General features: G+C 69.5%; 27 protein-coding genes and 1 tRNA gene. 13 read left to right on the forward strand and 15 right to left on the reverse strand.

Translation table 11 applies throughout. The annotated features are described in order from the left end of the window. Positions 1–2: 2 nt before the first annotated feature. Both KOD61_RS02440 and KOD61_RS02445 read right to left on the reverse strand, forming a co-directional pair. Complete coding sequence (locus KOD61_RS02440) at positions 3–782, reverse strand: sulfite exporter TauE/SafE family protein (RefSeq protein WP_215220249.1); 780 nt, start codon at positions 780–782, stop codon at positions 3–5. A 2-nt stretch (positions 783–784) separates the two neighbouring features. After that, a complete protein-coding gene (locus KOD61_RS02445) occupies positions 785–1,081 on the reverse strand; it encodes an ArsR/SmtB family transcription factor (RefSeq protein ID WP_251370627.1) in 297 nt (98 codons plus the stop codon). 139 nt (positions 1,082–1,220) lie between these two features. On the opposite strand from KOD61_RS02445, the gene KOD61_RS02450 reads away from it, so the two are divergent. The 3 genes from KOD61_RS02450 to KOD61_RS02460 are packed head-to-tail and all read left to right on the forward strand — an operon-like array spanning position 1,221 to position 2,928. Continuing rightward, positions 1,221–2,093 (forward strand): MBL fold metallo-hydrolase, encoded by an 873-nt coding sequence (locus tag KOD61_RS02450; RefSeq protein ID WP_215219495.1) that lies wholly within the window; start codon positions 1,221–1,223, stop codon positions 2,091–2,093. Positions 2,094–2,095: 2 nt separating this feature from the next. Beyond that, positions 2,096–2,515, forward strand: coding sequence for a YeeE/YedE family protein (locus tag KOD61_RS02455; RefSeq protein WP_407074556.1), 420 nt, complete (start codon positions 2,096–2,098; stop codon positions 2,513–2,515). After that, complete coding sequence (locus KOD61_RS02460; protein WP_215219497.1) at positions 2,512–2,928, forward strand: DUF6691 family protein; 417 nt, start codon at positions 2,512–2,514, stop codon at positions 2,926–2,928. The genes KOD61_RS02455 and KOD61_RS02460 overlap by 4 nt, the downstream gene beginning before the upstream one ends. 83 nt (positions 2,929–3,011) lie before the next feature. On the opposite strand, the gene KOD61_RS02465 is transcribed toward KOD61_RS02460, so the two are convergent. The 3 genes from KOD61_RS02465 to KOD61_RS02475 form a co-directional block, all read right to left on the reverse strand. Beyond that, complete coding sequence (locus KOD61_RS02465; RefSeq protein ID WP_215219498.1) at positions 3,012–4,073, reverse strand: L,D-transpeptidase family protein; 1,062 nt, start codon at positions 4,071–4,073, stop codon at positions 3,012–3,014. Positions 4,074–4,414: 341 nt separating this feature from the next. Then, a complete protein-coding gene (locus tag KOD61_RS02470; RefSeq protein ID WP_215219499.1) occupies positions 4,415–4,825 on the reverse strand; it encodes a low affinity iron permease family protein in 411 nt (136 codons plus the stop codon). A gap of 174 nt (positions 4,826–4,999) precedes the next feature. After that, a tRNA-Met gene (locus KOD61_RS02475) sits at positions 5,000–5,076 on the reverse strand. Positions 5,077–5,218: 142 nt separating this feature from the next. On the opposite strand from KOD61_RS02475, the gene KOD61_RS02480 reads away from it, so the two are divergent. Next, the gene (locus KOD61_RS02480) at positions 5,219–5,815 is read left to right on the forward strand and encodes an RNA pyrophosphohydrolase (RefSeq protein WP_215219500.1); all 597 of its coding nucleotides are present in this window, start codon (positions 5,219–5,221) and stop codon (positions 5,813–5,815) included. A gap of 9 nt (positions 5,816–5,824) precedes the next feature. Here the strand turns inward: KOD61_RS02480 and KOD61_RS12950 are convergent, their stop codons facing one another. Further along, positions 5,825–5,968: a hypothetical protein gene (locus KOD61_RS12950; protein WP_251370737.1), complete on the reverse strand. Its 144-nt coding sequence runs from the start codon at positions 5,966–5,968 to the stop codon at positions 5,825–5,827. Here KOD61_RS12950 and KOD61_RS02485 point away from each other — a divergent pair. Further along, positions 5,904–6,083, forward strand: a complete 180-nt coding sequence (locus KOD61_RS02485; protein ID WP_251370628.1) for a (2Fe-2S)-binding protein — start codon at positions 5,904–5,906, stop codon at positions 6,081–6,083. The genes KOD61_RS12950 and KOD61_RS02485 overlap by 65 nt on opposite strands. Positions 6,084–6,188: 105 nt before the next feature. Continuing rightward, positions 6,189–6,659 carry a bacterioferritin gene (bfr, locus tag KOD61_RS02490; protein WP_215219502.1) on the forward strand — a complete coding sequence of 157 codons (471 nt, stop codon included), beginning with the start codon at positions 6,189–6,191 and terminating at the stop codon, positions 6,657–6,659. Positions 6,660–6,707: 48 nt separating this feature from the next. Here bfr and KOD61_RS02495 read toward each other — a convergent pair whose 3' ends face one another. Continuing rightward, positions 6,708–7,292: a DUF4126 domain-containing protein gene (locus tag KOD61_RS02495; RefSeq protein ID WP_215219503.1), complete on the reverse strand. Its 585-nt coding sequence runs from the start codon at positions 7,290–7,292 to the stop codon at positions 6,708–6,710. 67 nt (positions 7,293–7,359) lie between these two features. Between KOD61_RS02495 and KOD61_RS02500 the strand changes: the two genes are divergently transcribed. The 6 genes from KOD61_RS02500 (at position 7,360) to KOD61_RS02525 (ending at position 11,725) form a co-directional block, all read left to right on the forward strand. After that, entirely contained in the window at positions 7,360–8,091 is a 732-nt protein-coding gene (locus KOD61_RS02500) for a DUF6776 family protein (RefSeq protein WP_215219504.1), read from the forward strand. 3 nt (positions 8,092–8,094) lie between these two features. After that, on the forward strand, positions 8,095–8,520 hold the full coding sequence (locus tag KOD61_RS02505; protein ID WP_215219505.1) for a bactofilin family protein: 426 nt from the start codon (positions 8,095–8,097) through the stop codon (positions 8,518–8,520). Positions 8,521–8,574: 54 nt separating this feature from the next. Beyond that, entirely contained in the window at positions 8,575–9,297 is a 723-nt protein-coding gene (locus KOD61_RS02510; RefSeq protein WP_251370629.1) for an ATG16 family protein, read from the forward strand. A gap of 55 nt (positions 9,298–9,352) precedes the next feature. Then, a complete protein-coding gene (erpA, locus tag KOD61_RS02515) occupies positions 9,353–9,742 on the forward strand; it encodes an iron-sulfur cluster insertion protein ErpA (protein ID WP_215219506.1) in 390 nt (129 codons plus the stop codon). 50 nt (positions 9,743–9,792) lie between these two features. Then, the gene (gene nudC, locus KOD61_RS02520; protein ID WP_215220250.1) at positions 9,793–10,743 is read left to right on the forward strand and encodes an NAD(+) diphosphatase; all 951 of its coding nucleotides are present in this window, start codon (positions 9,793–9,795) and stop codon (positions 10,741–10,743) included. Positions 10,744–10,834: 91 nt separating this feature from the next. Then, the gene (locus tag KOD61_RS02525) at positions 10,835–11,725 is read left to right on the forward strand and encodes a cobalamin biosynthesis protein (RefSeq protein ID WP_215219507.1); all 891 of its coding nucleotides are present in this window, start codon (positions 10,835–10,837) and stop codon (positions 11,723–11,725) included. Positions 11,726–11,768: 43 nt separating this feature from the next. Here KOD61_RS02525 and KOD61_RS02530 read toward each other — a convergent pair whose 3' ends face one another. The 3 genes from KOD61_RS02530 to purD all read right to left on the reverse strand — a co-directional run bounded on the left by KOD61_RS02530 (position 11,769) and on the right by purD (position 16,130). Then, positions 11,769–13,667, reverse strand: coding sequence for an MFS transporter (locus tag KOD61_RS02530; RefSeq protein WP_215219508.1), 1,899 nt, complete (start codon positions 13,665–13,667; stop codon positions 11,769–11,771). 69 nt (positions 13,668–13,736) lie between these two features. After that, on the reverse strand, positions 13,737–14,738 hold the full coding sequence (locus KOD61_RS02535; RefSeq protein WP_215219509.1) for an LLM class flavin-dependent oxidoreductase: 1,002 nt from the start codon (positions 14,736–14,738) through the stop codon (positions 13,737–13,739). A gap of 78 nt (positions 14,739–14,816) precedes the next feature. Then, on the reverse strand, positions 14,817–16,130 hold the full coding sequence (purD, locus tag KOD61_RS02540) for a phosphoribosylamine--glycine ligase (RefSeq protein ID WP_215219510.1): 1,314 nt from the start codon (positions 16,128–16,130) through the stop codon (positions 14,817–14,819). 175 nt (positions 16,131–16,305) lie between these two features. Here purD and KOD61_RS02545 point away from each other — a divergent pair, with 175 nt between their 5' ends. Then, the gene (locus tag KOD61_RS02545) at positions 16,306–17,751 is read left to right on the forward strand and encodes an alanine/glycine:cation symporter family protein (RefSeq protein WP_215219511.1); all 1,446 of its coding nucleotides are present in this window, start codon (positions 16,306–16,308) and stop codon (positions 17,749–17,751) included. Positions 17,752–18,015: 264 nt separating this feature from the next. Here the strand turns inward: KOD61_RS02545 and purH are convergent, their stop codons facing one another. From purH to accC, 5 genes are all read right to left on the reverse strand, one after another. After that, the gene (purH, locus tag KOD61_RS02550; RefSeq protein WP_215219512.1) at positions 18,016–19,596 is read right to left on the reverse strand and encodes a bifunctional phosphoribosylaminoimidazolecarboxamide formyltransferase/IMP cyclohydrolase; all 1,581 of its coding nucleotides are present in this window, start codon (positions 19,594–19,596) and stop codon (positions 18,016–18,018) included. 65 nt (positions 19,597–19,661) lie between these two features. Beyond that, entirely contained in the window at positions 19,662–19,934 is a 273-nt protein-coding gene (fis, locus tag KOD61_RS02555; protein WP_215219513.1) for a DNA-binding transcriptional regulator Fis, read from the reverse strand. A 122-nt stretch (positions 19,935–20,056) separates the two neighbouring features. Continuing rightward, positions 20,057–20,839, reverse strand: a complete 783-nt coding sequence (locus KOD61_RS02560; RefSeq protein WP_215219514.1) for a DUF3426 domain-containing protein — start codon at positions 20,837–20,839, stop codon at positions 20,057–20,059. Between the two features lie 83 nt (positions 20,840–20,922). Then, positions 20,923–21,852 carry a 50S ribosomal protein L11 methyltransferase gene (gene prmA, locus KOD61_RS02565; RefSeq protein WP_215219515.1) on the reverse strand — a complete coding sequence of 310 codons (930 nt, stop codon included), beginning with the start codon at positions 21,850–21,852 and terminating at the stop codon, positions 20,923–20,925. Between the two features lie 10 nt (positions 21,853–21,862). Further along, entirely contained in the window at positions 21,863–23,230 is a 1,368-nt protein-coding gene (gene accC, locus KOD61_RS02570; RefSeq protein WP_215219516.1) for an acetyl-CoA carboxylase biotin carboxylase subunit, read from the reverse strand. Positions 23,231–23,233: the final 3 nt, after the last annotated feature.

The following is a 23,233-nucleotide window of genomic DNA, read 5'->3' on the forward strand; positions in this document are numbered from 1 at the left end:
GGTCAGAGCCAGCCCAGTTCGGTCGCAGTGCGGTAGAGCATGTACAGCGCGACCACAACGATCAGTGCCGCGAGCACCGTGTTGAGCGCGCCCTTGCGGTCAGCCAGACGCGTCGCCAGCCGGGTGCCGAACAGGCTCCCGACTGCGCCGCCGCCGATGAAAACGGCCGCCAGCGGCCAGGCAACCAGCCCGGAGCTGGCGTAGCTGAGTGCGGTGGTCAGCCCGAACGCGGTGACCGCGACCAGCGACGAGCCGACCGCGAACAGGATCGGCATGCCGGTCGAGGCGATCAGCCCTGGCACCACCAGGAAGCCACCGCCAATACCGAAGAAACCCGACAACAAGCCGGTCGCCGCGCCCGAGCCGAGCAGCCGCGGCGCGTTGCCCCGGTTCAGCACCACTGCGGGGTCGCCCTCGCGGCCGCGCGAGCGGAACATCAACCCGGCCACCACCAGCATCAGCAGCGCGAACATCACCAGCAGCCGCTGTCCGTCCATCGCCTTGCCGAGCATCGCACCGAACCACGCGCCCACGACGCCGGCGGTGGCGAACACGGCCGCGCAGCGCCACTTCACGTTGCGCTTGCGGGCATGGCCGGTCAGGCCGATGAGCGCATTGGCGGCGACGGCCAGCGCGCTGGTGCCGATCGCCACGTGCGGGTCCTGCACGCCAACCAGGTAGACCATCAACGGCACCGCGAGGATCGACCCGCCGCCACCGACCAGGCCGAGGGTGAAACCCACCGCGCTGCCGGCCAGTGCGCCCAGCAGGAACTCCAGCATGGTCACTGCGCCACCTCCTGCTGGCCGCAGTAGGCGGCGTACAGCACGTCCAGCACGCTGGCGGCGGGGCCGGGCGCCATTGAATAGAAGATGGTCTGTGCCTCGCGCCGGGTCGTCACCAGTGCCATCTCGCGCAGCACGGCCAGGTGTTGCGACAGCGCGGACATGCTCAGCCCGGTGATCGGCTGCAGCTCGCCGACCGAGCGCTCGCCCTCGACCAACTGGCACAGCACGAGCAGGCGCGCGGGGTGGGCGAGCGCCTTGAGCAGGGCTGCGGCCTGGTCGGCATGACGCGCCATTTCCTCAATCGAGGGCAGGCTGCGGCGGGGGACGGATGCGGGGGCGGTGTTCATCGGCATGTAGTTTAGGTATCGCTTGACAAGAGATCATGACGACACTAATTTAGCAATAGCTAAAGGTAATGGCAAGGAGACATGCATGAATCCGCTTGTCCAAAGCTTCTACGACCCGGCCACGTCGACGTTCACCTACGTGGTGTACGACCGGGACGGTGGTCACGCGGCGATCGTCGATCCGGTGCTGGACTTCGATCCGGCGGCCGCTCGCATCTCGACGGCCTCTGCCGACCGTGTGCTCGGTTTTGTTCGTGAGCACGCGCTGACGGTCGACTGGATCCTGGAAACCCACGCCCATGCCGACCACCTCACGGCCGCCGCGCAGCTGCGGCGCGAAACCGGCGCGCGGGTCGCGATCGGCCGCGGCATCACCGCGGTGCAGGCCCGCTTCAAGACCCTGTTCGGGCTGGAGCCGGATTTCCCTACCGACGGCAGCCAGTTCGACCGGCTTTTCGCCGACGGCGACGAGTTCGCCATCGGCGAGCTGCGGGCGCGGGTGGTCGCCACGCCGGGTCATACCGATGACAGCCTCACCTACGTGGTCGGCGATGCCGCCTTCGTGGGCGACACCGTGTTCGCACCGGAAACCGGCACCGCCCGCGCGGACTTCCCGGGCGGCGACGCGGGCAAGCTCTACCGTTCGATCCGGCGCTTGTTCGAGCTGCCAGCCGACACCCGGCTGTTCCTGTGCCATGACTACCCGCCCGCCGAGCGCGAGGCGCGCGCGCAGAGTTCGCTGGACGAACAGCGCCAGAAGAACGTGCATGTCGGCGGCGATGCCGACGAGGCGAGCTTCGTGAAGTTGCGCACCGGGCGTGACGCGGGCCTGGCCGCCCCCAGGCTCATCCTGCCGGCGCTGCAGGTCAACATCCGCGCCGGCGAGCTGCCGCCCCCGGACGCCAATGGCATCCGCTACCTGCGACTGCCAATCAACCAGCTGGCAGGTGCCCAATGACCATGGCCTGGTGGACTGCCCTTGCGGGTGGCGTGCTGATCGGCCTGTCGGCGACGTTGCTGTTGTGGCTCAACGGCCGGGTGGCCGGGGTCAGCGGCATTATCGGCGGGGTGGTGTTCCGGGTCCGCGGCGACGTCGCGTGGCGGGCCGCGTTCCTGGTCGGGCTGGTGCTCGCCGCCGGGTTGTACATGGCGCTGGTACCCGGCGCCCCGCAGCCGCGTGCCGGCTTCCCACCGCTGGCGCTTGTGGCCGCGGGCCTGCTGGTCGGCTTCGGCACGAGCATGGGCAACGGCTGTACCAGCGGCCACGGCGTGTGCGGCATCGGCCGGTTGTCCACGCGCTCCATCGTGGCGGTCGTGACCTTCATGGCCACTGCCGTCGCAACCACCTTCGTCGTGCACCACCTCGGGAGCTGGACATGAAGAAGTTCACCTTCGCCGCGCTGGCGTCCGGCGCACTGTTCGGGCTTGGCCTGGCGATGTCGGGCATGACCGACGCCCGCATCATCCTCGGCTTCCTCGACGTGGCCGGCGAGTTCGACCCGACGCTGCTGTTCGTGCTCGGTGGCGCGGTGATGACGACGCTGGTGCTGTTCCGGCCAGTCCTGCGGCGGGGTAGCCCGTTGCTGGCCGATTCGTTCCGGGTGCCCGGTGTCACCAGGGTGGATCGCAGGCTGCTGGGCGGCGCCGCGCTGTTCGGCATCGGCTGGGGAATCGCCGGCTACTGTCCGGGCCCGGCGCTGGCCGGGCTGGGCGTGGGTTCCACCGAAGCGCTCTGGTTCGTGCCGTCGATGCTCGGGGGCTTGCTGCTGTACCGGCTGGTCAACCGCCCCTGACCGGGGCGGCACTGCCTCACGGGTTGGCGGGCAGCACGATGTGGCCTTGTATTGACGGAGATCAAGTTCCGCGGCGTGGGGATTCAGCGTTCGTCCGTGCCAGGCTGGTCGCTGGTGAGCACCTGTTCGGATGGAAGCGTCGGTGAGTTCAACGGTCCATCCGTGATCACCAGCGTGCTGCCCGGGCGCAACTGGCTCCTGACCAGCTCTGCGAAGTGGGGTGGAACCGCGATGCGCCCGGATTCGACCGCCTCGCGGATCGTCGTATCCGGCACCGCCGCCGGAGAGGCATAGACCGACAGCCAGCGCGGCGCGACGCCCGCCCGCGCTTCCGCTCCGGGCTCGCTGCCGTTGGTGTCGAGTACGACATAGGCTCGGGTGCCCGTGGCCGGAGGGTCGTCGAGCATGACCGCGGCGCGGCCGATCTCCACCGCGTTGCGCCGGACTACGACAGCGCTGTCGGCGAGGCTGAGCACTACGGTCAGAGGACCCACCGGAGCGCGTTCCGGCGACCATGAAAAGCCGGACGGAGCCGCCTGGCCAGCCACATCCATCCCGGAAGCCGCCAGGACCCCCGGCGCCGCGGCCGCCGAGGGTGGCGTGCCGCCTTCCGCGATCACCACTACGGTGCCTACGCGGGTCTGACCGAACAGGATTTCAGCGAAACCGTGGGGCAGTCTCACGCACCCGTGGGAAGCGGGGTGACCCGGGAGGGAACCTGCATGCAGCGCCAAGCCGTCCCACGACAACCGCTGCATGAAGGGCATCGGGGCATCGTCGTAAAGGTTGGAAAAGTGCTCGCGGCGCTTTTGCAGAATGGTGTAAACCCCCGGCGGCGTCTGGTGACCGGCCTTGCCGGTGCTGACCGTCGACACCCCGATGCGAACCCCGTCGCTGTAGACATAGGCGCGTTGGGCGGAGAGGCTGATGAACACCACCAGCGGCCCGACGGGCGTCTGCTGCGGACTCCATTGGAACTCGCCGGGTTGCAGGCCGTCGCTTCCCGCTACGGATGCTGGTAAAGGCACGGCGGCATTGGCCACCAGCGTAGCGAGCAGTAGCAGGAGGGTCGGCAGGAGTGGGAAGCGCATCATCATTGCAGCATGCACCTGACTACCGACGCATGGCTTGACGTCGATCAACATCCCGCCGCCTGTTCCCGGCACAGTGCCGGGACGAAGCATGCGAACGCAGGCCGCCGCTAATTCCATAGCGCGTCGACTGGGATTCGTCGCGGAGGAACTGGGATTGCGAGTGGTATCCACCTGTCTGACGGCAGCGAGCCGGTGGGGCGCGGCATCGGGCCGACGCATGCCGAAGCCGGCATCGTGTGCACGTTGCGGGCGGGGGACATCGTGGACAACGGGCAGCCGCTGTCGAGGTACATGCGAACTCACGCGGGGAACTCGCCTATGCCCTGCAGTTCGCCGCCATGCGACCGGACGTCGTGTTGATCGCGGACTGACCGCATCTGCACCCGCGTGACTCAGGGTTCTGGCGTACCCGTGTCCTGGTTGCCCGCGGCCAGGTCTGCCCGGGCTGTAGCGGCAAGGGCGCGGTACTTCGAGCGAAACGCTTCCAGGTTTTTGTCCTCGATGTCCTCCAGGTCCAGGAGTGCATTGTGGGCGCCCTGGGTCGCGCGGATAAGCTCATCAAGCTTGATCTGGATGGCCTCGGTGTCCCGGTTCTGGGTGTTCTGGATGAGGAACACGATCAGGAATGTCACGATTGTGGTGGTGGTGTTGATCACCAACTGCCAGGTGTCGCTGAAGCCGAACAGCGGGCCGGTGATAAGCCAGCCGAGGATCAGCGCCACCGCGAACGTGAAGACAGGCGGGTGACCGCAAAAGCGCGAAGATGCCTTTGCGAAACGGGAATACCAAGATGCGTTGCGCATTCCGAGACCCTCCGGGTTGGCGTCAAGGACCCGAGTTAAGCCGATTTGTCTGGCGGATCCAACGACCAAGGCCGGCGGCGGCGCGGCAGGGGCGGGGGCGGGCCACAGGCACAAAAAAAACCCGCTCCAAGGGCGGGATTTTTTGGCGCAACGCATTGATTACGTTGATGAATTTGGTGGCTATGGGTGGACTCGAACCACCGACCCCGTCATTATGAGTGACGTGCTCTAACCGGCTGAGCTACATAGCCTCGGGGAACCGCGAATTTTTCCTGTACGCGGCTCGCTTGTCAATGACCTCGCCTGCAAGGCCCTGTCGAGCTTGTCGTCCCACGGGGCGCGTGGCAGAGTCGGGCACAGTGACGCAAGTCAGTCGATTCAGGAGTCCGCATCGTGATCGATCCGGACGGTTTCAGACCCAACGTCGGCATCGTGCTGATGCATCCCGACGGCCGCCTGTTCTGGGCCCGCCGCGTCCGGCGTGATGGCTGGCAGTTCCCGCAGGGCGGGATGAACAGCGACGAGACACCGCTGGAGGCGATGTACCGCGAGCTGCGCGAGGAGACCGGGCTGTTGCCCGAGCACGTCGAAGTGCTGGGCGCGACCCCGGGCTGGCTGCGTTACCGCCTGCCGCAGCGTGCCATCCGCCGCAACGACCACCTGGTTTGCATCGGCCAGAAGCAGGTCTGGTTCCTGCTGCGCTTGACCGGCCGCGAGACCGACCTGCGGCTGGACCTGACCGATACCCCCGAGTTCGACCACTGGCGTTGGGTCGACTTCTGGTATCCGCTGGAACACGTGGTGGTGTTCAAGCGCGGCGTGTATGCGCGCGCCCTGCGCCATTTGGCTCCCTTCGCCCAGCGGATCGCCGGGCCCACGGCCGTTCCACTGCCCGGGCCGGAACAACGCGCCCATGGGGGCTGGAACCGGCATCGCCAGCGGGCGCGCCCCGCACGTCGCGGCGACGGTGGGTCGGCTCCTGTTAATTGACAATCATTCTCATTCGTAGTCGAATCCGTCCTGCAGCGAAGGGCTGCCAGCCGGGTTCGACGACGTGTACGTCTGCATCTGCAACGGGGTGACCGACAACGACATCCGCCAGGCGGCTGAGGCCGGCTGCAGGACGATGTCGGAGCTGACCATGCGCACCGGCGCCGGGGCCAGTTGTGGTAGTTGCGTCGAGCTGGCGACACAGGTGCTCACCGAGGCCCGCGCGGGCCGCGAGCTGCCACTGCCGATGTTCCAGCAGGCCGCCTGACCAGGTTGCAGCACCGGCGACCGCGGATGCACCTGATTCGCGTTCCATCACCGGCACCCCCGGCCGCGTTAGAGTCACCGCCATCCCCGCACTAGGAGCATGGCGATGAAGGGCGACGCCAAGGTCATCGAATTCCTCAACAAGGCGCTCTACAACGAGCTGACCGCGATCAACCAGTACTTCCTGCACGCCAAGATGCTGAAGAACTGGGGCCTGAAGGAACTGGCCGACCACGAGTACCACGAGTCGATCGACGAGATGAAGCATGCCGACAAGCTGTCGGAGCGCATCCTGTTCCTCGACGGCCTGCCGAACTTCCAGGCGCTGGGCAAGCTGCGCATCGGCGAGAACCCGCGCGAGCTGCTGGCCTGCGACCTGGCGCTGGAGCTGGAAGGGCTGCAGACGCTGCGCGACGCGATCATCCATTGCGAGCAGGTCAGCGACTTCGTCAGCCGCGACCTGTTCGCCGAGATCCTCGAGTCCGAGGAAGAGCACATCGACTGGATCGAGACCCAGCTGTCGTTGATCGAGCGGATCGGCGAGCAGAACTACCTGGCGCGCCAGATAGAAGGCTGAGGCAACGCGGGTCCCCGGTCCCACCGGGGATCGGTTGCGGGGCGTTTGTTACCGCGGCGGCACCGGCTTCGGTCGGCGCCGGAACAGCACCCGCCACAGCCACCAGACCGCGGTCGCCATGGTGAGGCTGATCGCGACCACCAGGCCGAGCGCGATCCACGGGTAGGTGAATACCAGCGCCAGGCCGCCGACGGCGGCCACGTCCTCGCCCACCGACGCGGTCCAGTTGCTGATGGGCTCGGGCGAGGTATTGAGCAGTGCGCGTGACCCGGCCTTGAGCGCATGGCTGGCCAGCGCCACGCCGGCACCGGTCGCCAGTGCGCCAGCGCCCAGCTCGCCGTCCGGTGACAGCGTTGCCGCGGCCAGGAACGCGCCGGTCGGCACCCGCAGCAGGGTATGCAGCAGGTCCCAGCCCGAATCGACCCCGGGGATCTTGTCCGCGAAGAACTCCGCCACTGCCAGCACGCCGGAGACACCCAGCACCCACGGCGAACTGGTCGCCTCCAGCGCCTGCGGCAGGTCCAGCCAACCGAAGAAGCCGGCGATGCCGACCCCGAACACGGTCAGGTAGACGCGAACGCCGGCCAACCAGGCCAGAACTACGCCAATTGCGAACAGGTGCGCATCCGACATCGCGTCATCCCCGTAGACTCCGGGCCGAGTATAGGGGACCGGCGGTGCCTGCCACCGCCGCATCGCAATGAGCCGGAATACCCAAACACGCTACGTCATCGTGCCGCGTCGGCCCGACCGCCGCCCCCTGTGGTGGGTGGTGTTGGGGCTGGGCTGGGTGCTGACCCTGGCCGTCGCCTGGAGCGCCGCCAGCCGGGTGGCCGCGCCGCAACTGCCCGACCTCACGACGGCCCTGGACAGTGCTCATGGGCGCCTGCAAAAGGCCGAGCGCGAACTGGCCGAGCTGCGCCAGCGCCAAGCCACGCTGGAGCGGTCCGACCAGATCAGCCGCGCGGCCAACCGTGAGGTCCAGCAGGCGCTGGCCGAACGCGACGGGCAGATTGCCGACCTGCGTGCCAACCTGGCCTTCTACGAGCGGCTGGCCGGTGCCACCAAGCAGCCGAAGGGTCTGAGCGTGCACTCGGCGGACTTCATGCCTGAAACCGCCGGCACCTGGCAGTACAGGATCGTCCTCACCCAGAGCCTCAACCGCGGGGCGGTAACCGCCGGCAAGCTGCGGTTCGACATCGAGGGCGTGCGTGACGGCAAGCTCGCGGTTATCGACTGGGCCGACCTGCACCAGCGCGACGCCGCGCCGCCCCAGCCGTACTCCTTCCGCTATTTCCAGCAACTCCAGGGCAGCGTGATGCTGCCGGACGGGTTCGTCCCGCAGCGCGTGCGCGTCTCCCTTCGCGGCGAGAACGCCTCGCTCGAGCAGGCCGTCGCCTGGGTGCAACCTTCAGAAACCGGGGAAACCTGAACCATGTTCAAGAACAAGCCGAGCCTGCCCGAGGGGCAGGTCGATACGCTGATCGGCCCGCAGGTCGTGATCCACGGCGACCTGGTCTTCAGTGGCGGGCTGTACGTCGAGGGTCGGGTAGTCGGCCGGGTGCATGCCGAGGACGGCGCCAAGGCGGTGATGACGCTGGCCGACGGCGGCAGCGTCGAGGGTGAGATCCGCGCGCCGGTGGTGGTCATCAACGGCCGGGTGGAGGGCGACGTGCATTCCAGCGAGCGGCTCGAACTGGCCGCCAAGGCCCGGGTCGACGGCAACGTGCACTACAAGGTGGTCGAGATGGCGGCCGGCTCGCGCCTGAGCGGGCGCCTGCTGCACGTGGAGTCCGTGGCGCAGCCCGCGGAGCTCCCGGACGACGACGCCCGGGTCGACCTGGTCCGGGTCGTTGGCTGAGCGTCGACCCCTGACGTTGTAGGCTCGCCGCACCACTTTACTGCGGTGACGGCGATGCCCCTTTCCGAGACAGCAGCTGCACCCCAACGGACCCGCCGGGCGATCACCGTCGTGGTGGCACTGGCGCTGGTGTTCGGCGCGTGGGGCGTGTGGCGCGTGTTGGCGCCGGCGCCGGGTGACGCGCACCAACGCCTGGCCGCCAGCGAGGACGCCCGCAAGGCGCTGCAGGCCGACCATGCGGAACTGCAGCAGCGTGTCGCCACCCTGTCGCGCTCAGATCAGATCAGCCGCGAGGCGAACCGCGAACTGCAGGGCACGCTGGCCGAGCGCGACGAGGAGATCGCCGGCCTGCGGGCCGACGTGGCCTTCTACGAACGGCTGGTCGGAGCCACTGCGCAGCGCCGCGGGCTCAGCGTGCATGCGATCACCCTGCAGCCGCAGAGCGACGCGGCGTGGCATTTCCAGTCGACCCTGACCCAGAATCTCAACAGAGGCGCGGTGAGTACCGGCCGCCTGAGCCTGTCGGTCGAGGGGTCGCGCGGCGGACGGTTGCAGAAGCTCGACTGGGATGCCCTGCGACAGCAGGAGGACGCGCCGGGCATCGAGTACTCGTTCAAGTATTTCCAGCAGGTGCAGGGCGACGTGTTCCTGCCGGAAGGGTTCGAGCCGGTGCGGGTGACGGTGCGGTTGCAGCCGCGTTCGGGCGCCGCGGTCGAGCAGTCGTTCACCTGGGCGCAGGCGACGGGGTCGACGCCGTCGGCCACCGCCACGGAATAGGCGGCGGGGTGCGGCGCCGGCTTGATTGCCCGGCCAAAGTCCCCATGATGGGCGGATGACCGATCCGATCCTGCCCCTTCCTGGACTCCCCGCCGAGCCCGACTACCAGTCGCTCGACCGGCCGTTGCAGTTCACTTCCGCCGCCGCGGCCAAGGTGCGCGAGCTGGTTGCGGAGGAGGGTAATGCGGCCCTCAAGCTGCGGGTGTACATCCAGGGCGGCGGCTGCTCGGGGTTCCAGTACGGGTTCGAATTCGACGAGGAGCAGGGCGAAGACGATCTCGCGGTGCGCACCGACGGCGTCACACTGCTGGTCGATCCGCTGAGCCTGCAGTACCTGATGGGCGCCGAGGTCGACTACACCGAGAGCCTGCACGGCGCGCAGTTCGTCATCCGCAACCCCAACGCCAAGACCACCTGCGGCTGCGGCTCTTCGTTCACCACGTGAGCGCCGGGGCGCCGTTCGCGTTCGTCGCTGCCGGCGCCTACGCCACCGGCGTGGCCTCGCTCGAGATCGCCGATGAGCCCGCCTGCCACGGGGTGCTCGACCGCGCCGACGCATTGCGCGACGACCCGGCGGCACTGGCCGCGCTGTGGTCGGATGGACGGGTGGTGCTGCTGGACGCCGAGGGCAACGCGTCGGTGGGCCACGAAGGTGCGCTCTTTGCCCCGACCGGACGCGAGCTGAGCGAGGGCCCGGGCGGCCCTGGCGCGGCGATCTTCCTCGGACGTGACCCGGCCGGTACCGGCTGGTTTGCGCTGGATGCGGAACTGACCGCGGCCGGCGGCGCCGGTCGGCTGGACCTGCGCACCGCCGCCGCGCGCTGGCCGGCCTTCGAGGCCGGGATCTTCGCGCAGGCGCGCGCGCTGCAGCACTGGCGTCAGCGTCACCGCCATTGCGGTGCGTGCGGCGGTGCGGTCACGTTCACCCGTGGCGGCTGGCAGGGCCGTTGCGAGGATTGCGGATCGGACCATTACCCGCGCACCGACCCGGCGGTGATCGTCGCGGTGACCGACGGCCGGCGGCTGCTGCTGGGTCGCCAACGCGGCTGGCCGGCCCGCCGCCATTCAGTGCTGGCGGGGTTCGTCGAACCCGGTGAAACGCTCGAGCAGACGGTCGCCCGCGAGGTGTTGGAAGAAGCCGGCGTGCGCGTGCGTGGCTGCCGCTACCTGGGTTCGCAGCCGTGGCCGTTCCCGGGGCAGTTGATGCTCGGCTTCATCGCGATCGCCGAGCCCGACACGCCGGTCACCGGCGACGAGCTCGAATCGGCGGCATGGTTCGAGGCCGACGAGGTCCGTGCGGCGATGGCGCGGGACGCTGATGACGATGGTCGCGGCCCGCTGCTGTCGACGTCGATCTCGATCTCGCGCTGGTTGGTGAGCCAGTGGCTCGACGCGTTCGACCGCGACGCGCTGCAGGCGTGCGGGGCCGGGGGCGGCTCGCGCTAGAATCGTGGCGCATGCGGACCGGCCGCATGCATGCACCTGTCACGGCACCGCGTCGCCACGGGCGATGCCGGGCGCGGAGGAACCATCCCCCATGTCAGTCACCCTGATCGCCGCCGTCGTCGCGCTCGTGCTTGGACACCTGGCCCCGTCGCTGGCCGTTTCGGTGCGCCGCTACGGCTGGTACCGCGACTGGATCGGCTGGCTCAACGGCCAGTTCCCCGATGGCAGCTTCTGGCGCGGCCGCTGGGGCATCGCCCTGGCGCTGCTGCCGCCGCTGGTGGCGGTCGGCCTGTTCCAGTTGTCACTGGATGCACGCATGCTCGGCCTGGCCGAGCTGGTGTTCGGGGTCGCGGTGCTGTTCTACACCTGGGGCCCGCGCGACCTCGATGTCGATGTCGAGGCCATCGCGCAGGCGCGCGATCCGGCCAGCCGTCGCGAGGCCGCGGCGCGGCTGTCGACCGATGGCGCGACCGTGCCGGAAGGACCGGCACTGGTCGAGGCGGTGTTCCGCAACGCGATGCGGCGCTGGTTCGGCGTGCTCTTCTGGTTCCTGCTGCTCGGGCCGTTCGGCGCGCTGCTGTACCGGCTGCTGGTGCTGTCGGTGGCGGGCGACGCCGCGCGCGCGCTACCGCAGCGCACCGTCGGCGGTGCGCGGACCCTGCTGGCGGTGCTGGAGTGGCCGGTCGCACAGCTGATGACGCTTGCTCTGGCGCTGGTTGGCAATTTCGACAGCGTGCTGGGCGCCTGGCGCGAGGCCGGGGGCGCCTCGTTCCGTGCCGATCACCGGTTCCTGCTCGCGGCCGGTCGCGCAAGCGTGCGCAGCGAGATGGCGGCCGACGCGGCGGACGCCGACTATGCCGACGGGCAGGTGGCCATCGGCGAGTTGCCGGAGCTGCGTGATGCCATGAGCCTGGTATGGCGGTGCCTGCTGGTGTGGCTGGCGGTGCTGGCGCTGTTCGTGATCGCCGGCTGGGTGAGTTGAGCCCGATAGCCGGCGGCTTGGCTGCCGGCGCCACTGCGCGTTCCTAGGCGGCGTCTCCGCGCAGGGTGCGCACCCGCGCCTCGAGCATCGCCGCATCGACCGACGCGCCGTCCACCGGCGCGTCGGCCACCACCGCGACACGGGCCCGGAACCGGCGCGGCACCCGCATCCGGCCGAATCGCGAATCGCGCCGGCTCCACATGCTCGCCCACATCCCGCGCAGCGCCATCGGCACCACCGGCACCGGCCGGCCCGCCTGGGCGGCACGCGCCAGGATCTTCTCCACCCCGGACTTGAACGCGGCGATGTCGCCGTCCGCCGTCAGCCGGCCTTCGGGGAAGATTCCGACGACCTGGCCGTCGGCCAATGCCGCATCGATCTCGTCAAACGCACGCTGCATCAGCGCGGGATCCTCCCTAGCCCCGGCGATCGGGATCGCCTTGGCGGTGCGGAAGATCCAGCGCATCACCGGGATGTCGAAGATCCGGTAGTACATGACGAAGCGCACCGGCCGCGGAATGCTCGCGGCCAGGATCAGCGCGTCCATGTAGCTGACGTGGTTGCACACCACCAGGGCCGGACCCTCCTCGGGAATGTGGTCGATCCCGCGCGCGCGCAGCCGGTAGAGCGTGCGCACCAGCACCCAGCTGAGAAAGCGCATCAGGAACTCGGGCACGATCGTGAAGATCCATACGGCCACCAGCGTGTTGGCCACCGCCAGCGCCAGGAACACCTGCGGAATCGTCCACCCCAGCACGCGTTGCGCGGCCAGCCCGAGCAGCGCCGCAGCGACGATGAAGCCGGAGTTCTGGATGTTGAGGCCGGCGAACACGCGCGACATCTCGGCCTTCGGGGTACGGCTCTGGATCAGGGCGAACAGCGGCACGACAAACAGGCCGGTGAACAGCCCGATACCCACCAAGTCCATGACGATCCGCCAGCTGCCGTCCTGTGCAAGGAAGCCGGCGACGTCCAGCCCGGAGACCAGCGCTTCACCGGGACGGGCGACGTACAGGTCGAGCATGAAGGCGCTCATGCCAAACGCGCCCAGCGGCACCAGGCCTATCTCGACCGTGCGGGCCGAAAGCCGCTCGCACAGCATCGAGCCCGTGCCGGTGCCGATCGAGAACAGCGCCAGCGCGAAGATGTAGAGCGTCGCCGAGCCGCCCAGGTTGACCTCGGCATAGGCTGGCAGCTGGCTGGTCATCACCGTGCCGACAAACCAGAACCACGACACGCCCAGCACCGCGTTGCGCACCGCCAGCTGGCGCCTGGCCAGCCGCAGCACCGCGAGCGATTCGGGGATCGGGTTCCAGTTGATCCGCAATTCCGGCATGCCGGCGCCGGCGGGCGGGATTGCCCGGCTGACCAGATGGCCGCTGATGGCCAGTGCAACCACGGCCCCTCCGGCCACCCAGGGGCCGTGGTCGCCGGCGATGGCGAACACCGAGCCGCCCGCGACCATGCCCAGCAGGATCGACAGCGCGGTGCCCATCTCGACCAGGCCGTTGCCGCCGGTCAACTCGCGCGGCTGCAGCACTGCCGGCAGCATTGAATACTTCACCGGCCCGAACAGGGTCGACTGGACACCGGTCAGGAACAGCGCGACCAGCAGCACGGCCATGTTGGTGGTGGCAAAGCCGAACGCCGCCAGCGACATGATCGCGATTTCCATCGCGGTGGTGATCCGGATCAGCGTGGCCTTCTCGGTCCGCTCGGCGATCTGCCCCGCCAGCGCGGAGAACAGGAAGTACGGCAGGATGAACAGCGCCGGCGCGAGGTTCGCGTACAGCGCCTTGTCCGCGCTCGACACACCCAGCCAGAACAGCATGCCGATGATCGCCTGCCGGTAGACGTTGTCGTTGAACGCGCCCAGCGACTGGGTCAGGAAGAACGGCAGGAAGCGGCGCTGGCGCAGCAGCGCGTACTGGTTGGACGACATGCGCGGCCCCCGGGGTGACCGCGCGAGCCTAGCAGAACGGTTTTGCCGCCTGCGCGGTGGTGCGGCCGGTCAGCCGGCGTCCGCGGTGTTGGCAGCGTTCGCGGCCGCGATCATCTCGAACGAGCGCAGCCGCAGGCCGAAGTCGAACACGTCCGACACCACCATCAGCTCGTCGGCGTCGGTGCGTTCGGCGAACGCCCGCAACCCGGCGCGCACGGTGTCGGGGCTGCCGACGACGCTGCCGCCGAGCATCTGCGAGGCCTGCTGCTTCTCCTGCGGCGTCCAGTAGCGCTCGATGTCGTCGATCGGCGGCTGGGTCAGCCTGCGCTCGCCACGGAAGATGCCCGCGAACGACATCTGCTGGGAGGTGGCCAGGTACCGCGCCTCGTCGTCGGTCGGCGCGGCGATCACGTTGATGCCGGCCAGGACGTAGGGGCGATCCAGCTGCGCCGAGGGCCTGAAGCGCGAGCGGTATACGCTCAGCGCCTGGTCGAGCATCTGCGGCGCGAAGTGCGAGGCGAAGCCGTACGGCAGGCCGAGTTCCGCCGCCAGTTGCGCGCCGAACAGGCTGGAGCCCAGGATCCACAGCGGCACTTCGGTGCCCGACCCGGGTACCGCCTCGATGCGCTGGCCCGGCGCGACCGGGCCGAGCCAGGCCTGCAGTTCGAGCACGTCCTGGGGGAAGCGGTCGGCGCTGCCGGGGTCGCGCCGCAATGCGCGCACGGTGGCCTGGTCGGTGCCGGGCGCGCGGCCCAGGCCAAGGTCGATGCGTCCCGGGAACAGCGTCGCCAGCGTGCCGAACTGCTCGGCGATGATGTATGGCGCGTGGTTGGGCAGCATGATCCCGCCAGCGCCGACGCGGATGGTCGAGGTCCCCGCGGCCACATGGGCGATGACCAGCGACGTCGCGGCGGTGGTGACCGCCGGCATGTTGTGGTGCTCGGCGATCCAGAACCGCCGATAGCCCCAGCCTTCGGCGTGGCGGGCCAGTGCACGGGCTTCATCCAGCGCCGTGCGGCGGTCGCCGCCTTCGCGGACGCGTCCGAGTTCCAGGATGGACAGCTGGGGCATGGTGGCGGTTCCTGTGGTCGACACGGTGCCCCAGCATCGCCCATCGGGCGTGAGCGGGGCCTTGCCGTGCGCGGCCGCTCAGTCGTCCCGGCCGGCCTGCTCGCGTTCGATCGCCCGCCAGCCGATGTCGTGGCGGTGGAATTCGCCATGCCAGGAAATGCCGGCCACCGCCTCGTAGGCATGGCGCTGCGCCTCGCCGACCGTCGCGCCAAGCGCGCACACGCACAGCACGCGACCGCCGGTGGTGACGACCTGGCCATCAACCGTCCCGGTGCCCGCATGGAAGACCTTGCTGTCGCCGACCTCGGGGACGTCCCAGCTGCCGATCGGGTCGCCGGTGCGCGGCGTCCCGGGGTAGTTCTCCGCGGCCATCACCACGCCGACCGCCGGCCGCGGGTCCCAGCGCGCCTGCACCGACGCCAGCCGACCGGCGATCGCTGCCTCGACCAGGTCGAGCAGGTCCGACTGCAGCCGCATCATCACCGGCTGCGTCTCGGGGTCGCCGAAGCGGACGTTGAACTCGATGACCTTCGGTGCGCCGTCGCGGTCGATCATCAGGCCGGCGTAGAGGAAGCCGGTGAAGGGGACGCCGTCGGCGGCCATGCCGCGCACGGTCGGCTCGACCACCTCGCGCATGATCCGCGCATGCACCTCCGGGGTCACCACCGGTGCGGGCGAGTACGCACCCATGCCGCCGGTGTTGGGGCCGGTGTCGCCGTCGAAGGCGCGCTTGTGGTCCTGGCTGGTCGCCATCGGTAGCGCGACCTTGCCGTCGACGACCGAGATGAAGCTCGCCTCCTCGCCGTCGAGGAACTCCTCGATGACCACGCGCGCGCCGGCCGCCCCGAACGCATTGCCCGCCAGCATGTCGGTGACCGCCGCTTCGGCCTCGGCCAGGCTGGTGGCGACGATCACGCCCTTGCCCGCGGCCAGGCCGTCGGCCTTGATGACGATGCGCTGGTCGGCGGCGCCCTCGAGCGTGGTGCGCACGTGGGCGAGCGCCTGCGCCAGGTCGGTGTGCACCGCGTAGTGCGCGGTGGGGATGCCGTGGCGGGCCAGGAAATCCTTGGCGAACGCCTTGCTGCCTTCCAGCTGGGCCGCCGCCGCGGTCGGCCCGAAGACGCGGTGGCCGGCGGCGCGGAAGCGGTCGACCACGCCCGCCACCAACGGCGCCTCCGGGCCGACCACGGTCACCGCGATCCCTTCGCGCCGCACCAGCGCCAACAGGCCGTCGATATCGGTCGCCTCGACCGCGACGTTGCGGCAGCCGCGCTCGTTGGCGGTGCCAGCGTTGCCGGGGGCGACCAGCACTTCGCTGGTGCGGGGCGACTGCGCGAGCTTCCAGGCGAGGGCGTGTTCGCGGCCGCCGGAGCCGATGACAAGCACTTTCATTGGGGGTGATCCTGATTTTGATGGTCAGCCGGGGCAGGCGCCGGGGGGCTGCGCCCGCGTGCGGGCGTGCGGTTTCCCGGAACCCCGGAAGGCGCGTGTCGGGACGATTCTACGGACTCGCCGATGGCCGGGCGACCGGCTGCTAGCATCGCCGCATCCCACCAGCCCGCCGCCGATGCAAACACCGCTGCAAGCCATCGAATCCGTCCTGGCCCCGGCCGTCGCGCTGGTCAACAGCGTGCTGTGGGACTACGTGCTGGTGTACGGACTCATTGCGGTGGGCCTGTTCTTTACCGTGCGTTTGAAAGTGCTACAGGTGCGTCGGCTCCCGCACATGCTGCGGGTCATCGGCCGCGGCACCGATGGCGACGAAGCGGGCATTTCGCCGTTCCAGGCGCTGTGCACCAGCCTGGCGTCGCGTGTCGGTACCGGCAACCTGGCCGGCGTGGCGATCGCACTGAGCCTGGGCGGGCCGGGCGCGCTGTTCTGGATGTGGGTGGTGGCCGCGGTCGGCATGGCCACCGCGTATGCGGAGAGTGCGCTGGCACAGCTGTACAAGGTCCGCGACGAGGATGGCCAATACCGCGGCGGACCGGGCTACTACATGTCCCGCGGGCTGAAGATGCCGTGGCTGGGCGTGGCGTTCTCGGTTTGCCTGGTGTTCTCCTACGGGTTGATCTTCAGCAGCGTGCACGCCAACGCGATGGCGCAGTCGCTCAACCTCGCGTTCGGTTTCAGCGAGGCGCAGATCGCGACGGCGCTGGTGCTGCTGACCGCGCTGATTATCTTCGGCGGGGTGCGCTCGGTCGCGCGCGTGGCCGAGTGGGTGGTGCCGTTCATGGCGCTCGCCTACCTCGGGCTGGCGGTCTGGGTGGTGGTCACCCACATCGCCGAGGTGCCCGCGGTGCTGGCGCTGGTGGTGCGAAGCGCGTTCGGACTGGAGCCGGCGGCCGGTGGCCTGATGGGTGGCCTGGCCGCGGCGATGCTCAACGGCGTCAAGCGCGGGCTGTATTCCAACGAGGCCGGCATGGGCAGTGCGCCCAACATCGCCGCGGCGGCCACGCCGGTGCCGCACCATCCCGCCAGCCAGGGCCTGGTGCAGTCGCTCGGTGTCTTTATCGACACCCTGCTGATCTGCACCGCGACCGGGCTGATGATCCTGCTGTCGGGCGTGCTCGGCGACGGCGGCGACGGCGTGGTGATCACCCAGAACGCGCTGGTGGTGTTCTTCGGTCCGTGGGGCAGCTGGTTCGCCGCGATCGCACTGTTCTTCTTCGCCTTCACCACCATCCTGGGCAACTACGCCTACGCCGAGAACGGCCTGCTGTACCTGGGCGGTGGCGACGTTGGCCTGTTCCTGCTGCGCGCCGCGGCGCTGGCGGTGATCGTCTGGGGCGTCCACGCCCAGGTGCCACTGGTGTGGAGCGCGGCGGACGCCGCGATGGCGATGATGGCCACGCTCAACCTTGCTGCCCTGCTGGGCCTGTCGGGGGTGGTGGTTAAGCTGACCCGCGATTACGACCGGCAGCTCGATGCCGGGCGCTGGCCGGTGTTCCATATCGCCGACTACCCCGAGCTGGGGGATGGCGTGGACCACGAGATCTGGCGCGAACGCGATTAGGCGGGCGGGACTCGGCGCGCGCGGGACCAGGCGCGGGCTGGTGGTAGCCGATCGCGGCTGAAGCCGCTCCTACGGGGCGGGTGGACGCGGGCGGCTTCCCGTAGGAGCGACGTGAGTCGCGACCTGTACATGGCCCCGTCCGTTCGGCGGGTCGCAACTTGCGTCGCTCATCCCAGCCGAGTGGGGCGTCGGCTTCCCGTAGGAGCGGCTTCAGCCGCGATCCGGCGACGGCGCCACCGGACCACCTGGCGTTGCGCCGAACGGTCAGTGCCGGAAGTGCCGCACGCCGGTGAACACCATCGCGATGCCGTGCTCGTCGGCGGCGGCGATCACTTCGTTGTCGCGCATAGAGCCGCCGGGCTGGATGACGGCCTTGATGCCGGCGGCGGCGGCGGCGTCGATGCCGTCGCGGAACGGAAAGAACGCGTCGCTGGCCATCACCGAGCCCAGCACCACCAGCCCGGCCTCCCCGGCCTTGAGCCCGGCGATCTTCGCAGACACCACCCGGCTCATCTGGCCAGCGCCAACGCCGATGGTGCGCAGGTCCTTCGCGTAGACGATCGCATTGGACTTGACGAACTTGCCGACCCGCCAGGCAAACAGCAGGTCCGACAGCTGCGCTTCTGTCGGGGCCAGCTTCGACACCACCTTCAGCTCGTCGCGCCCCACCTCGCGGTTGTCGCTGGTCTGCATCAGCAGGCCGGACCCGACCCGCTTGATGTCGAAGTTGTTGCGGCCCTCGCCGTGCGGGATCTTCAGCACCCGCACGTTGGCTTTCTTCCTGGCGTACTCGAGCGCGGCCGGCTCGTAGTCGGGCGCGATCAGCACCTCGACGAACTGGCGGTCGAGGATGACCTTGGCGGTTGCCGCATCCAGGGGGCGGTTGAACGCAATGATCCCGCCGAACGCGGAGGTCGGGTCGGTCGCGTAGGCCGCCTCGTAGGCCTCGCCATTGCCGGCGCCGACCGCGACCCCGCACGGGTTGGCATGCTTGACGATCACACAGGCGGGCGCATCGAACTGGCGTACGCATTCCCACGCCGCGTCGGAGTCGGCGAGGTTGTTGAAGCTCAACTCCTTCCCCTGCAGCTGGGTAAACGTCGCCAGCGTGCCCGGCACCGGCCACAGGTCGCGGTAGAAGGCGCCCTGCTGATGCGGGTTCTCGCCGTAGCGCAGGTCCATCATCTTCACGAAACTGCTGTTGCTCTGCGCCGGGAACAGCGCCTGGGTGCCGTCGTCCTGCAGGGCGGACAGGTGGTTGCTGATGCACGCGTCGTAATGGGCGACGTCATTGAACGCAGCGACCGCGAGCGCGAAGCGGGTGCGGCCCGACAGCGCGCCGTCGTTGGCGCCCAGCTCGGCGACCAGGCCGTCGTACTGCGCAGGTGCAGTGGCGACGGCGACGCGGGCAAAATTCTTCGCGGCCGAGCGCAGCATGGCCGGGCCGCCGATGTCGATGTTCTCGATGACATCCTCGAAGCTGCTCGACGGATCGGCCGCGACCCGAGCGAACGGGTACAGGTTGAGTACCAGCAGGTCGATCGCGCCGATGCCGTGCGCCTCCATCACCGCCTCGTCGACGCCCGCGCGCCCGAGCAGGCCGCCGTGCACCAGCGGGTGCAGCGTCTTGACCCGGCCGTCCATCATTTCCGGGAAACCGGTGAAGTCGCTTACATCGCGCACGTCCAGCCCTGCGTCGCGCAGTGCGCGCGCGGTACCGCCGGTCGACAGCAGCTCGACGCCGTACCCGGCCAGCGCCCGGGCCAGTTCGACCAGACCGGTCTTGTCGGAGACGGACAGCAGCGCGCGGCGGATCTTCACCGGCGGCAGGGAGGCGGCAGTCATGGGGTGGTCCAGGCTTCGGGGAAGCCCGCGATTATAGCGGCCGCGTCGATGCGGCCCCGCGCCGGTCAGGCCAGGCCGTACTCGCGCAGCTTCTTGCGCAGCGTCGCGCGGTGGATGCCGAGCATCCCGGCGGCGCGGCTCTGGTTGCCCTCGCAGTGGGACAGCACCTCGGCGAACAGCGGGATCTCCAGTTCGCGCAGGGCGATCTCGTACAGGTCGCCGTTGTCGCAGCCATCGAGGTCGCCCAGGTAACGCCGGATGGAAGTCGCGACGTGGTCGCGCAACGGCACCTTTGGTCCGGAGCGGCTGGATTCGGTACGGTCGGCTGCAGCATTCAAGAGTCGTCCCCCCAAGGACACAAGACGGCCGTCGAGCGGCATTGCACCGCAAGCGTCCTGCGACGACGGGCGACGAGTCTAGCGCGTGGGCGCCGACAGCGACACCGCCGCGGCCAACCGGTTCAGCGGAAGTCGAAGGTGAACGCCACGATGTCCGGCGCCGGCTCCACCACCTCGAAGCGCACGTTCGCGCTCTGCCCGGGCGCAATCAACGCGTCACCGCCGGCGTCCGCGCCACGGTAGTCGACCGGCGCGAACACGCGCGCGGCGACCGTGATGCCGTCCACGTCCGACAGCCCGAGTCGCAGCGACGGCCACGGCTGCGGCCAGCGTGCGTCGTTGCGGAAGCTGGCGGTGACCGCGAGCACGCCGGGCGCGCCGGCCTGCTCGACGTTGCGCGCGAGCATCGTGAACGCCGTCGGCTCGCCCCAGGCCGGCACCTCGCAGCGGAGCACGGTGCAGGCGCCGACGATGACCGGCCGCCACGACGCGCTGGCCGCCAGCGCCGCGCGCTGGGACATCAACAGTTGAACGACCAGCACCAGCGCCAACGCGCAGATCGCGAGCCATTCGGCCCTGCGCCGCCTGCTTGCCGGCCGCGGGGCACGCGTGCGTGCGAAGGCCGGCGCCAGTCGACGTGGCTTCGCGGGTGCGGCGGCGGGTTCGGATGCAGGCGCCGGCGTGGGTGCTGCCACAGGAGTGGGCGTCGACGCCGGTGTCGCGTCGATTGTATTGACGGGTTCAAGCGGTACGTCTGCAGGGGTGGCGTCGTCGCCGGTGTCCAGCAGCTGTCCGTCCTCGTCGAGTTGCATGAGCCCTTCGCACCGCGGACAGTGCTGCGCCGCGCCGTCGCGCGAGACGATGAGCGCGACCAGGAAGCCACAGTGCGGGCAGGGGACGAACATCGCCGCAGTTTAGCCGAGCCGGTCGGGCGCCCGGCCAGCCGCGGAGGCACGCTGCCGCGTGACGTCGATCAAGCTTCGCGCGGTCAGGCGGCGGTCGCCCGGCGCGTGCCGGTAATGCGGATCCAGTCGTCGAGCCGGTCGACCACCAGCGCCTCGAACGCGTCGGAGTAGGCCGCCAGCACCTCGTCTTCCTGCCCGACGAGGATGCCCGACAGCGCGATGCGCCCACCGGGCGCGACCCGCGCGGCCAGCGGTGCCGCCAGCGCCACCAGCGCCGAGGCCAGGATGTTGGCAACCACCACCGGGTAGGTGGCAACCGGCTCGTCTTCGGGCAGGTACACGGCGAGGCGGTCGCCGACGTCGTTGCGGGCGGCGTTGTCGGCGGTGGCGGTCAGCGCCTGCGGATCGTTGTCGACGCCGACCGCGGCGCGCGCGCCCAGTTTGAGCGCGGCCAAGGCGAGGATGCCGGAGCCGCAGCCGAAATCGAGCACGGTGACATCGTCCAGCGCGCCATCGCCGGCAAGCCGGTCGAGCCATTGCAGGCACAGCGCGGTGGTCGGGTGGGTGCCCGAGCCGAACGCCAGGCCCGGGTCGAGCCGCACGATGGCCGAACCCGGGGCGTCGGCGCCGTCGGGCAGTGCGTGGTTCCACGGCACGATCCAGGTGCGCTCGCCGAACTTGAGCGGCTCGTACTGGTCCATCCATGCGCGTTCCCAGTCCTGGTCTGCGACTTCGCGGAACCGCGCGCGCGACCAGTCCACGCCTTCGTCGGCCGCCGTCAGGGCGTGCAGGAGCAACTCCGGCGGAGTGCCGCCTTCGAAGAGCGCGGTCAGTTCCATCTCGTCCCACAGCGGCGTCTGGCCGACCCCCGGCTCGAAGATCGCCTGTTCGTCGGGTGCATCGGCATGGGCGTCGGCCAGGGTGACCGCGAGCGCGCCGACGCTTTCCAGCGCGCGCTCGTGGCGCGGCTGGTCGGCTTCGCGGCAGGGGATCGTCAGTTCGAGGAAAGGCATGGCGGGCGCGCTACACGATGGACAGCGACTTCTCCTTCTGTTCCTTCAGCCGCTTCTCGAGGTAATGGATGTTCTGGCCACCCTGCTGGAAGCCGACGTCGGCGAGGATCCGCTGCTGCAGCGGGATATTGGTGCGGATGCCATCGACCACCATCTCGCTGAGCGCCACGCGCATGCGGCAGATCGCGGTCTCGCGGTCGGGGCCGTGGACGATCAGCTTGCCGATCATCGAGTCGTAGTTCGGCGGCACGCGGTAGCCCTCGTAGATGTGGCTGTCGACGCGCACGCCGGGGCCGCCCGGCGCATGGAAGTGCTGGATCAGGCCCGGGCTCGGCATGAACGTCTCCGGGTCTTCGGCATTGATGCGGCACTCGATCGCGTGGCCTTCCAGCACCACGTCCTCCTGCCGGATCGAGAGCTTCTGCCCAGCGGCGATATTGAGCTGTTCGCGGACCAGGTCGATGCCGGTGACCATCTCGGTGACCGGATGCTCGACCTGGATGCGGGTGTTCATCTCGATGAAGTAGAAGCGGCCGTTCTCGTACAGGAACTCGAACGTGCCCGCGCCGCGGTACCCGATGCGGATGCAGGCCTCGGTGCAGACCTTGCCGATCTCCGCGCGCTGCTCGGCGGTGATGCCGGGCGCAGGGGCCTCCTCGACCACCTTCTGGTGGCGACGCTGCATCGAACAGTCGCGCTCGCCCAGATGGATTGCGTTGCCCTGGCCGTCGGCGAGCACCTGGATCTCCACGTGGCGCGGGTTCTCCAGGAACTTCTCCATGTAGACCATGTCGTTGCCGAACGCGGCCTTGGCCTCGGTCTTGGTGGTCTGGACCGCGTTGGCCAGGTGGGCCTCGGTGTGGACCACGCGCATGCCGCGTCCACCGCCGCCACCGGCCGCCTTGACGATGACCGGGTAGCCGATCTCGCGCGCGATGGCGATGTTGGTCTCGGCGTCGTCGCCGAGCGGGCCGCCGCTGCCGGGCACGCAGGGGACGCCCGCCTCCTTCATCGCGCGGATCGCCTCGACCTTGTCGCCCATCAGGCGGATGGTCTCGGCCTTGGGCCCGATGAAGATGAAGCCCGACTCCTCGACGCGCTCGGCGAAGTCGGCGTTCTCGCTGAGGAAGCCGTAGCCCGGATGGATCGCCTGGGCGTCGGTGACCTCGGCGGCGGCGATCAACTGGGCCATGTTGAGGTAGCTGTCGGTCGACGGCGCCGGCCCGATGCAGACAGACTCGTCGGCCATCGCGACGTGCTTGAGGTTGCGGTCGACGGTGGAGTGCACCGCGACCGTGCGGATGCCGAGGGCGTGGCAGGCGCGCAGGATGCGCAGCGCGATCTCGCCCCGGTTGGCGATGACGACCTTATCGAGCATGGG

The sequence above is a fragment of the Lysobacter luteus genome, assembly GCF_907164845.1.
GTDB lineage: Bacteria > Pseudomonadota > Gammaproteobacteria > Xanthomonadales > Xanthomonadaceae > Novilysobacter > Novilysobacter luteus.

Excerpts from the sequence above, each read along its gene's own strand:
- KOD61_RS02525 (WP_215219507.1), top strand. The coding sequence starts at position 10,835 with ATGTCAGTCACCCTGATCGCCGCCGTCGTCGCGCTCGTGCTTGGACAC.
- KOD61_RS02445 (WP_251370627.1), bottom strand. The coding sequence starts at position 1,081 with ATGGCGCGTCATGCCGACCAGGCCGCAGCCCTGCTCAAGGCGCTCGCC.
- KOD61_RS02440 (WP_215220249.1), bottom strand. The coding sequence starts at position 782 with ATGCTGGAGTTCCTGCTGGGCGCACTGGCCGGCAGCGCGGTGGGTTTC.
- KOD61_RS02545 (WP_215219511.1), top strand. The coding sequence starts at position 16,306 with ATGCAAACACCGCTGCAAGCCATCGAATCCGTCCTGGCCCCGGCCGTC.
- KOD61_RS02450 (WP_215219495.1), top strand. The coding sequence starts at position 1,221 with ATGAATCCGCTTGTCCAAAGCTTCTACGACCCGGCCACGTCGACGTTC.
- KOD61_RS12950 (WP_251370737.1), bottom strand. The coding sequence starts at position 5,968 with ATGGTCAGCTCCGACATCGTCCTGCAGCCGGCCTCAGCCGCCTGGCGG.
- KOD61_RS02505 (WP_215219505.1), top strand. The coding sequence starts at position 8,095 with ATGTTCAAGAACAAGCCGAGCCTGCCCGAGGGGCAGGTCGATACGCTG.
- accC (WP_215219516.1), bottom strand. The coding sequence starts at position 23,230 with ATGCTCGATAAGGTCGTCATCGCCAACCGGGGCGAGATCGCGCTGCGC.
- KOD61_RS02495 (WP_215219503.1), bottom strand. The coding sequence starts at position 7,292 with ATGTCGGATGCGCACCTGTTCGCAATTGGCGTAGTTCTGGCCTGGTTG.
- KOD61_RS02455 (WP_407074556.1), top strand. The coding sequence starts at position 2,096 with ATGGCCTGGTGGACTGCCCTTGCGGGTGGCGTGCTGATCGGCCTGTCG.
- KOD61_RS02535 (WP_215219509.1), bottom strand. The coding sequence starts at position 14,738 with ATGCCCCAGCTGTCCATCCTGGAACTCGGACGCGTCCGCGAAGGCGGC.
- KOD61_RS02500 (WP_215219504.1), top strand. The coding sequence starts at position 7,360 with ATGAGCCGGAATACCCAAACACGCTACGTCATCGTGCCGCGTCGGCCC.
- purH (WP_215219512.1), bottom strand. The coding sequence starts at position 19,596 with ATGACTGCCGCCTCCCTGCCGCCGGTGAAGATCCGCCGCGCGCTGCTG.
- KOD61_RS02530 (WP_215219508.1), bottom strand. The coding sequence starts at position 13,667 with ATGTCGTCCAACCAGTACGCGCTGCTGCGCCAGCGCCGCTTCCTGCCG.
- KOD61_RS02465 (WP_215219498.1), bottom strand. The coding sequence starts at position 4,073 with ATGTTGATCGACGTCAAGCCATGCGTCGGTAGTCAGGTGCATGCTGCA.
- purD (WP_215219510.1), bottom strand. The coding sequence starts at position 16,130 with ATGAAAGTGCTTGTCATCGGCTCCGGCGGCCGCGAACACGCCCTCGCC.
- erpA (WP_215219506.1), top strand. The coding sequence starts at position 9,353 with ATGACCGATCCGATCCTGCCCCTTCCTGGACTCCCCGCCGAGCCCGAC.
- KOD61_RS02470 (WP_215219499.1), bottom strand. The coding sequence starts at position 4,825 with ATGCGCAACGCATCTTGGTATTCCCGTTTCGCAAAGGCATCTTCGCGC.
- KOD61_RS02560 (WP_215219514.1), bottom strand. The coding sequence starts at position 20,839 with ATGTTCGTCCCCTGCCCGCACTGTGGCTTCCTGGTCGCGCTCATCGTC.
- KOD61_RS02460 (WP_215219497.1), top strand. The coding sequence starts at position 2,512 with ATGAAGAAGTTCACCTTCGCCGCGCTGGCGTCCGGCGCACTGTTCGGG.
- KOD61_RS02510 (WP_251370629.1), top strand. The coding sequence starts at position 8,575 with ATGCCCCTTTCCGAGACAGCAGCTGCACCCCAACGGACCCGCCGGGCG.
- prmA (WP_215219515.1), bottom strand. The coding sequence starts at position 21,852 with ATGCCTTTCCTCGAACTGACGATCCCCTGCCGCGAAGCCGACCAGCCG.
- bfr (WP_215219502.1), top strand. The coding sequence starts at position 6,189 with ATGAAGGGCGACGCCAAGGTCATCGAATTCCTCAACAAGGCGCTCTAC.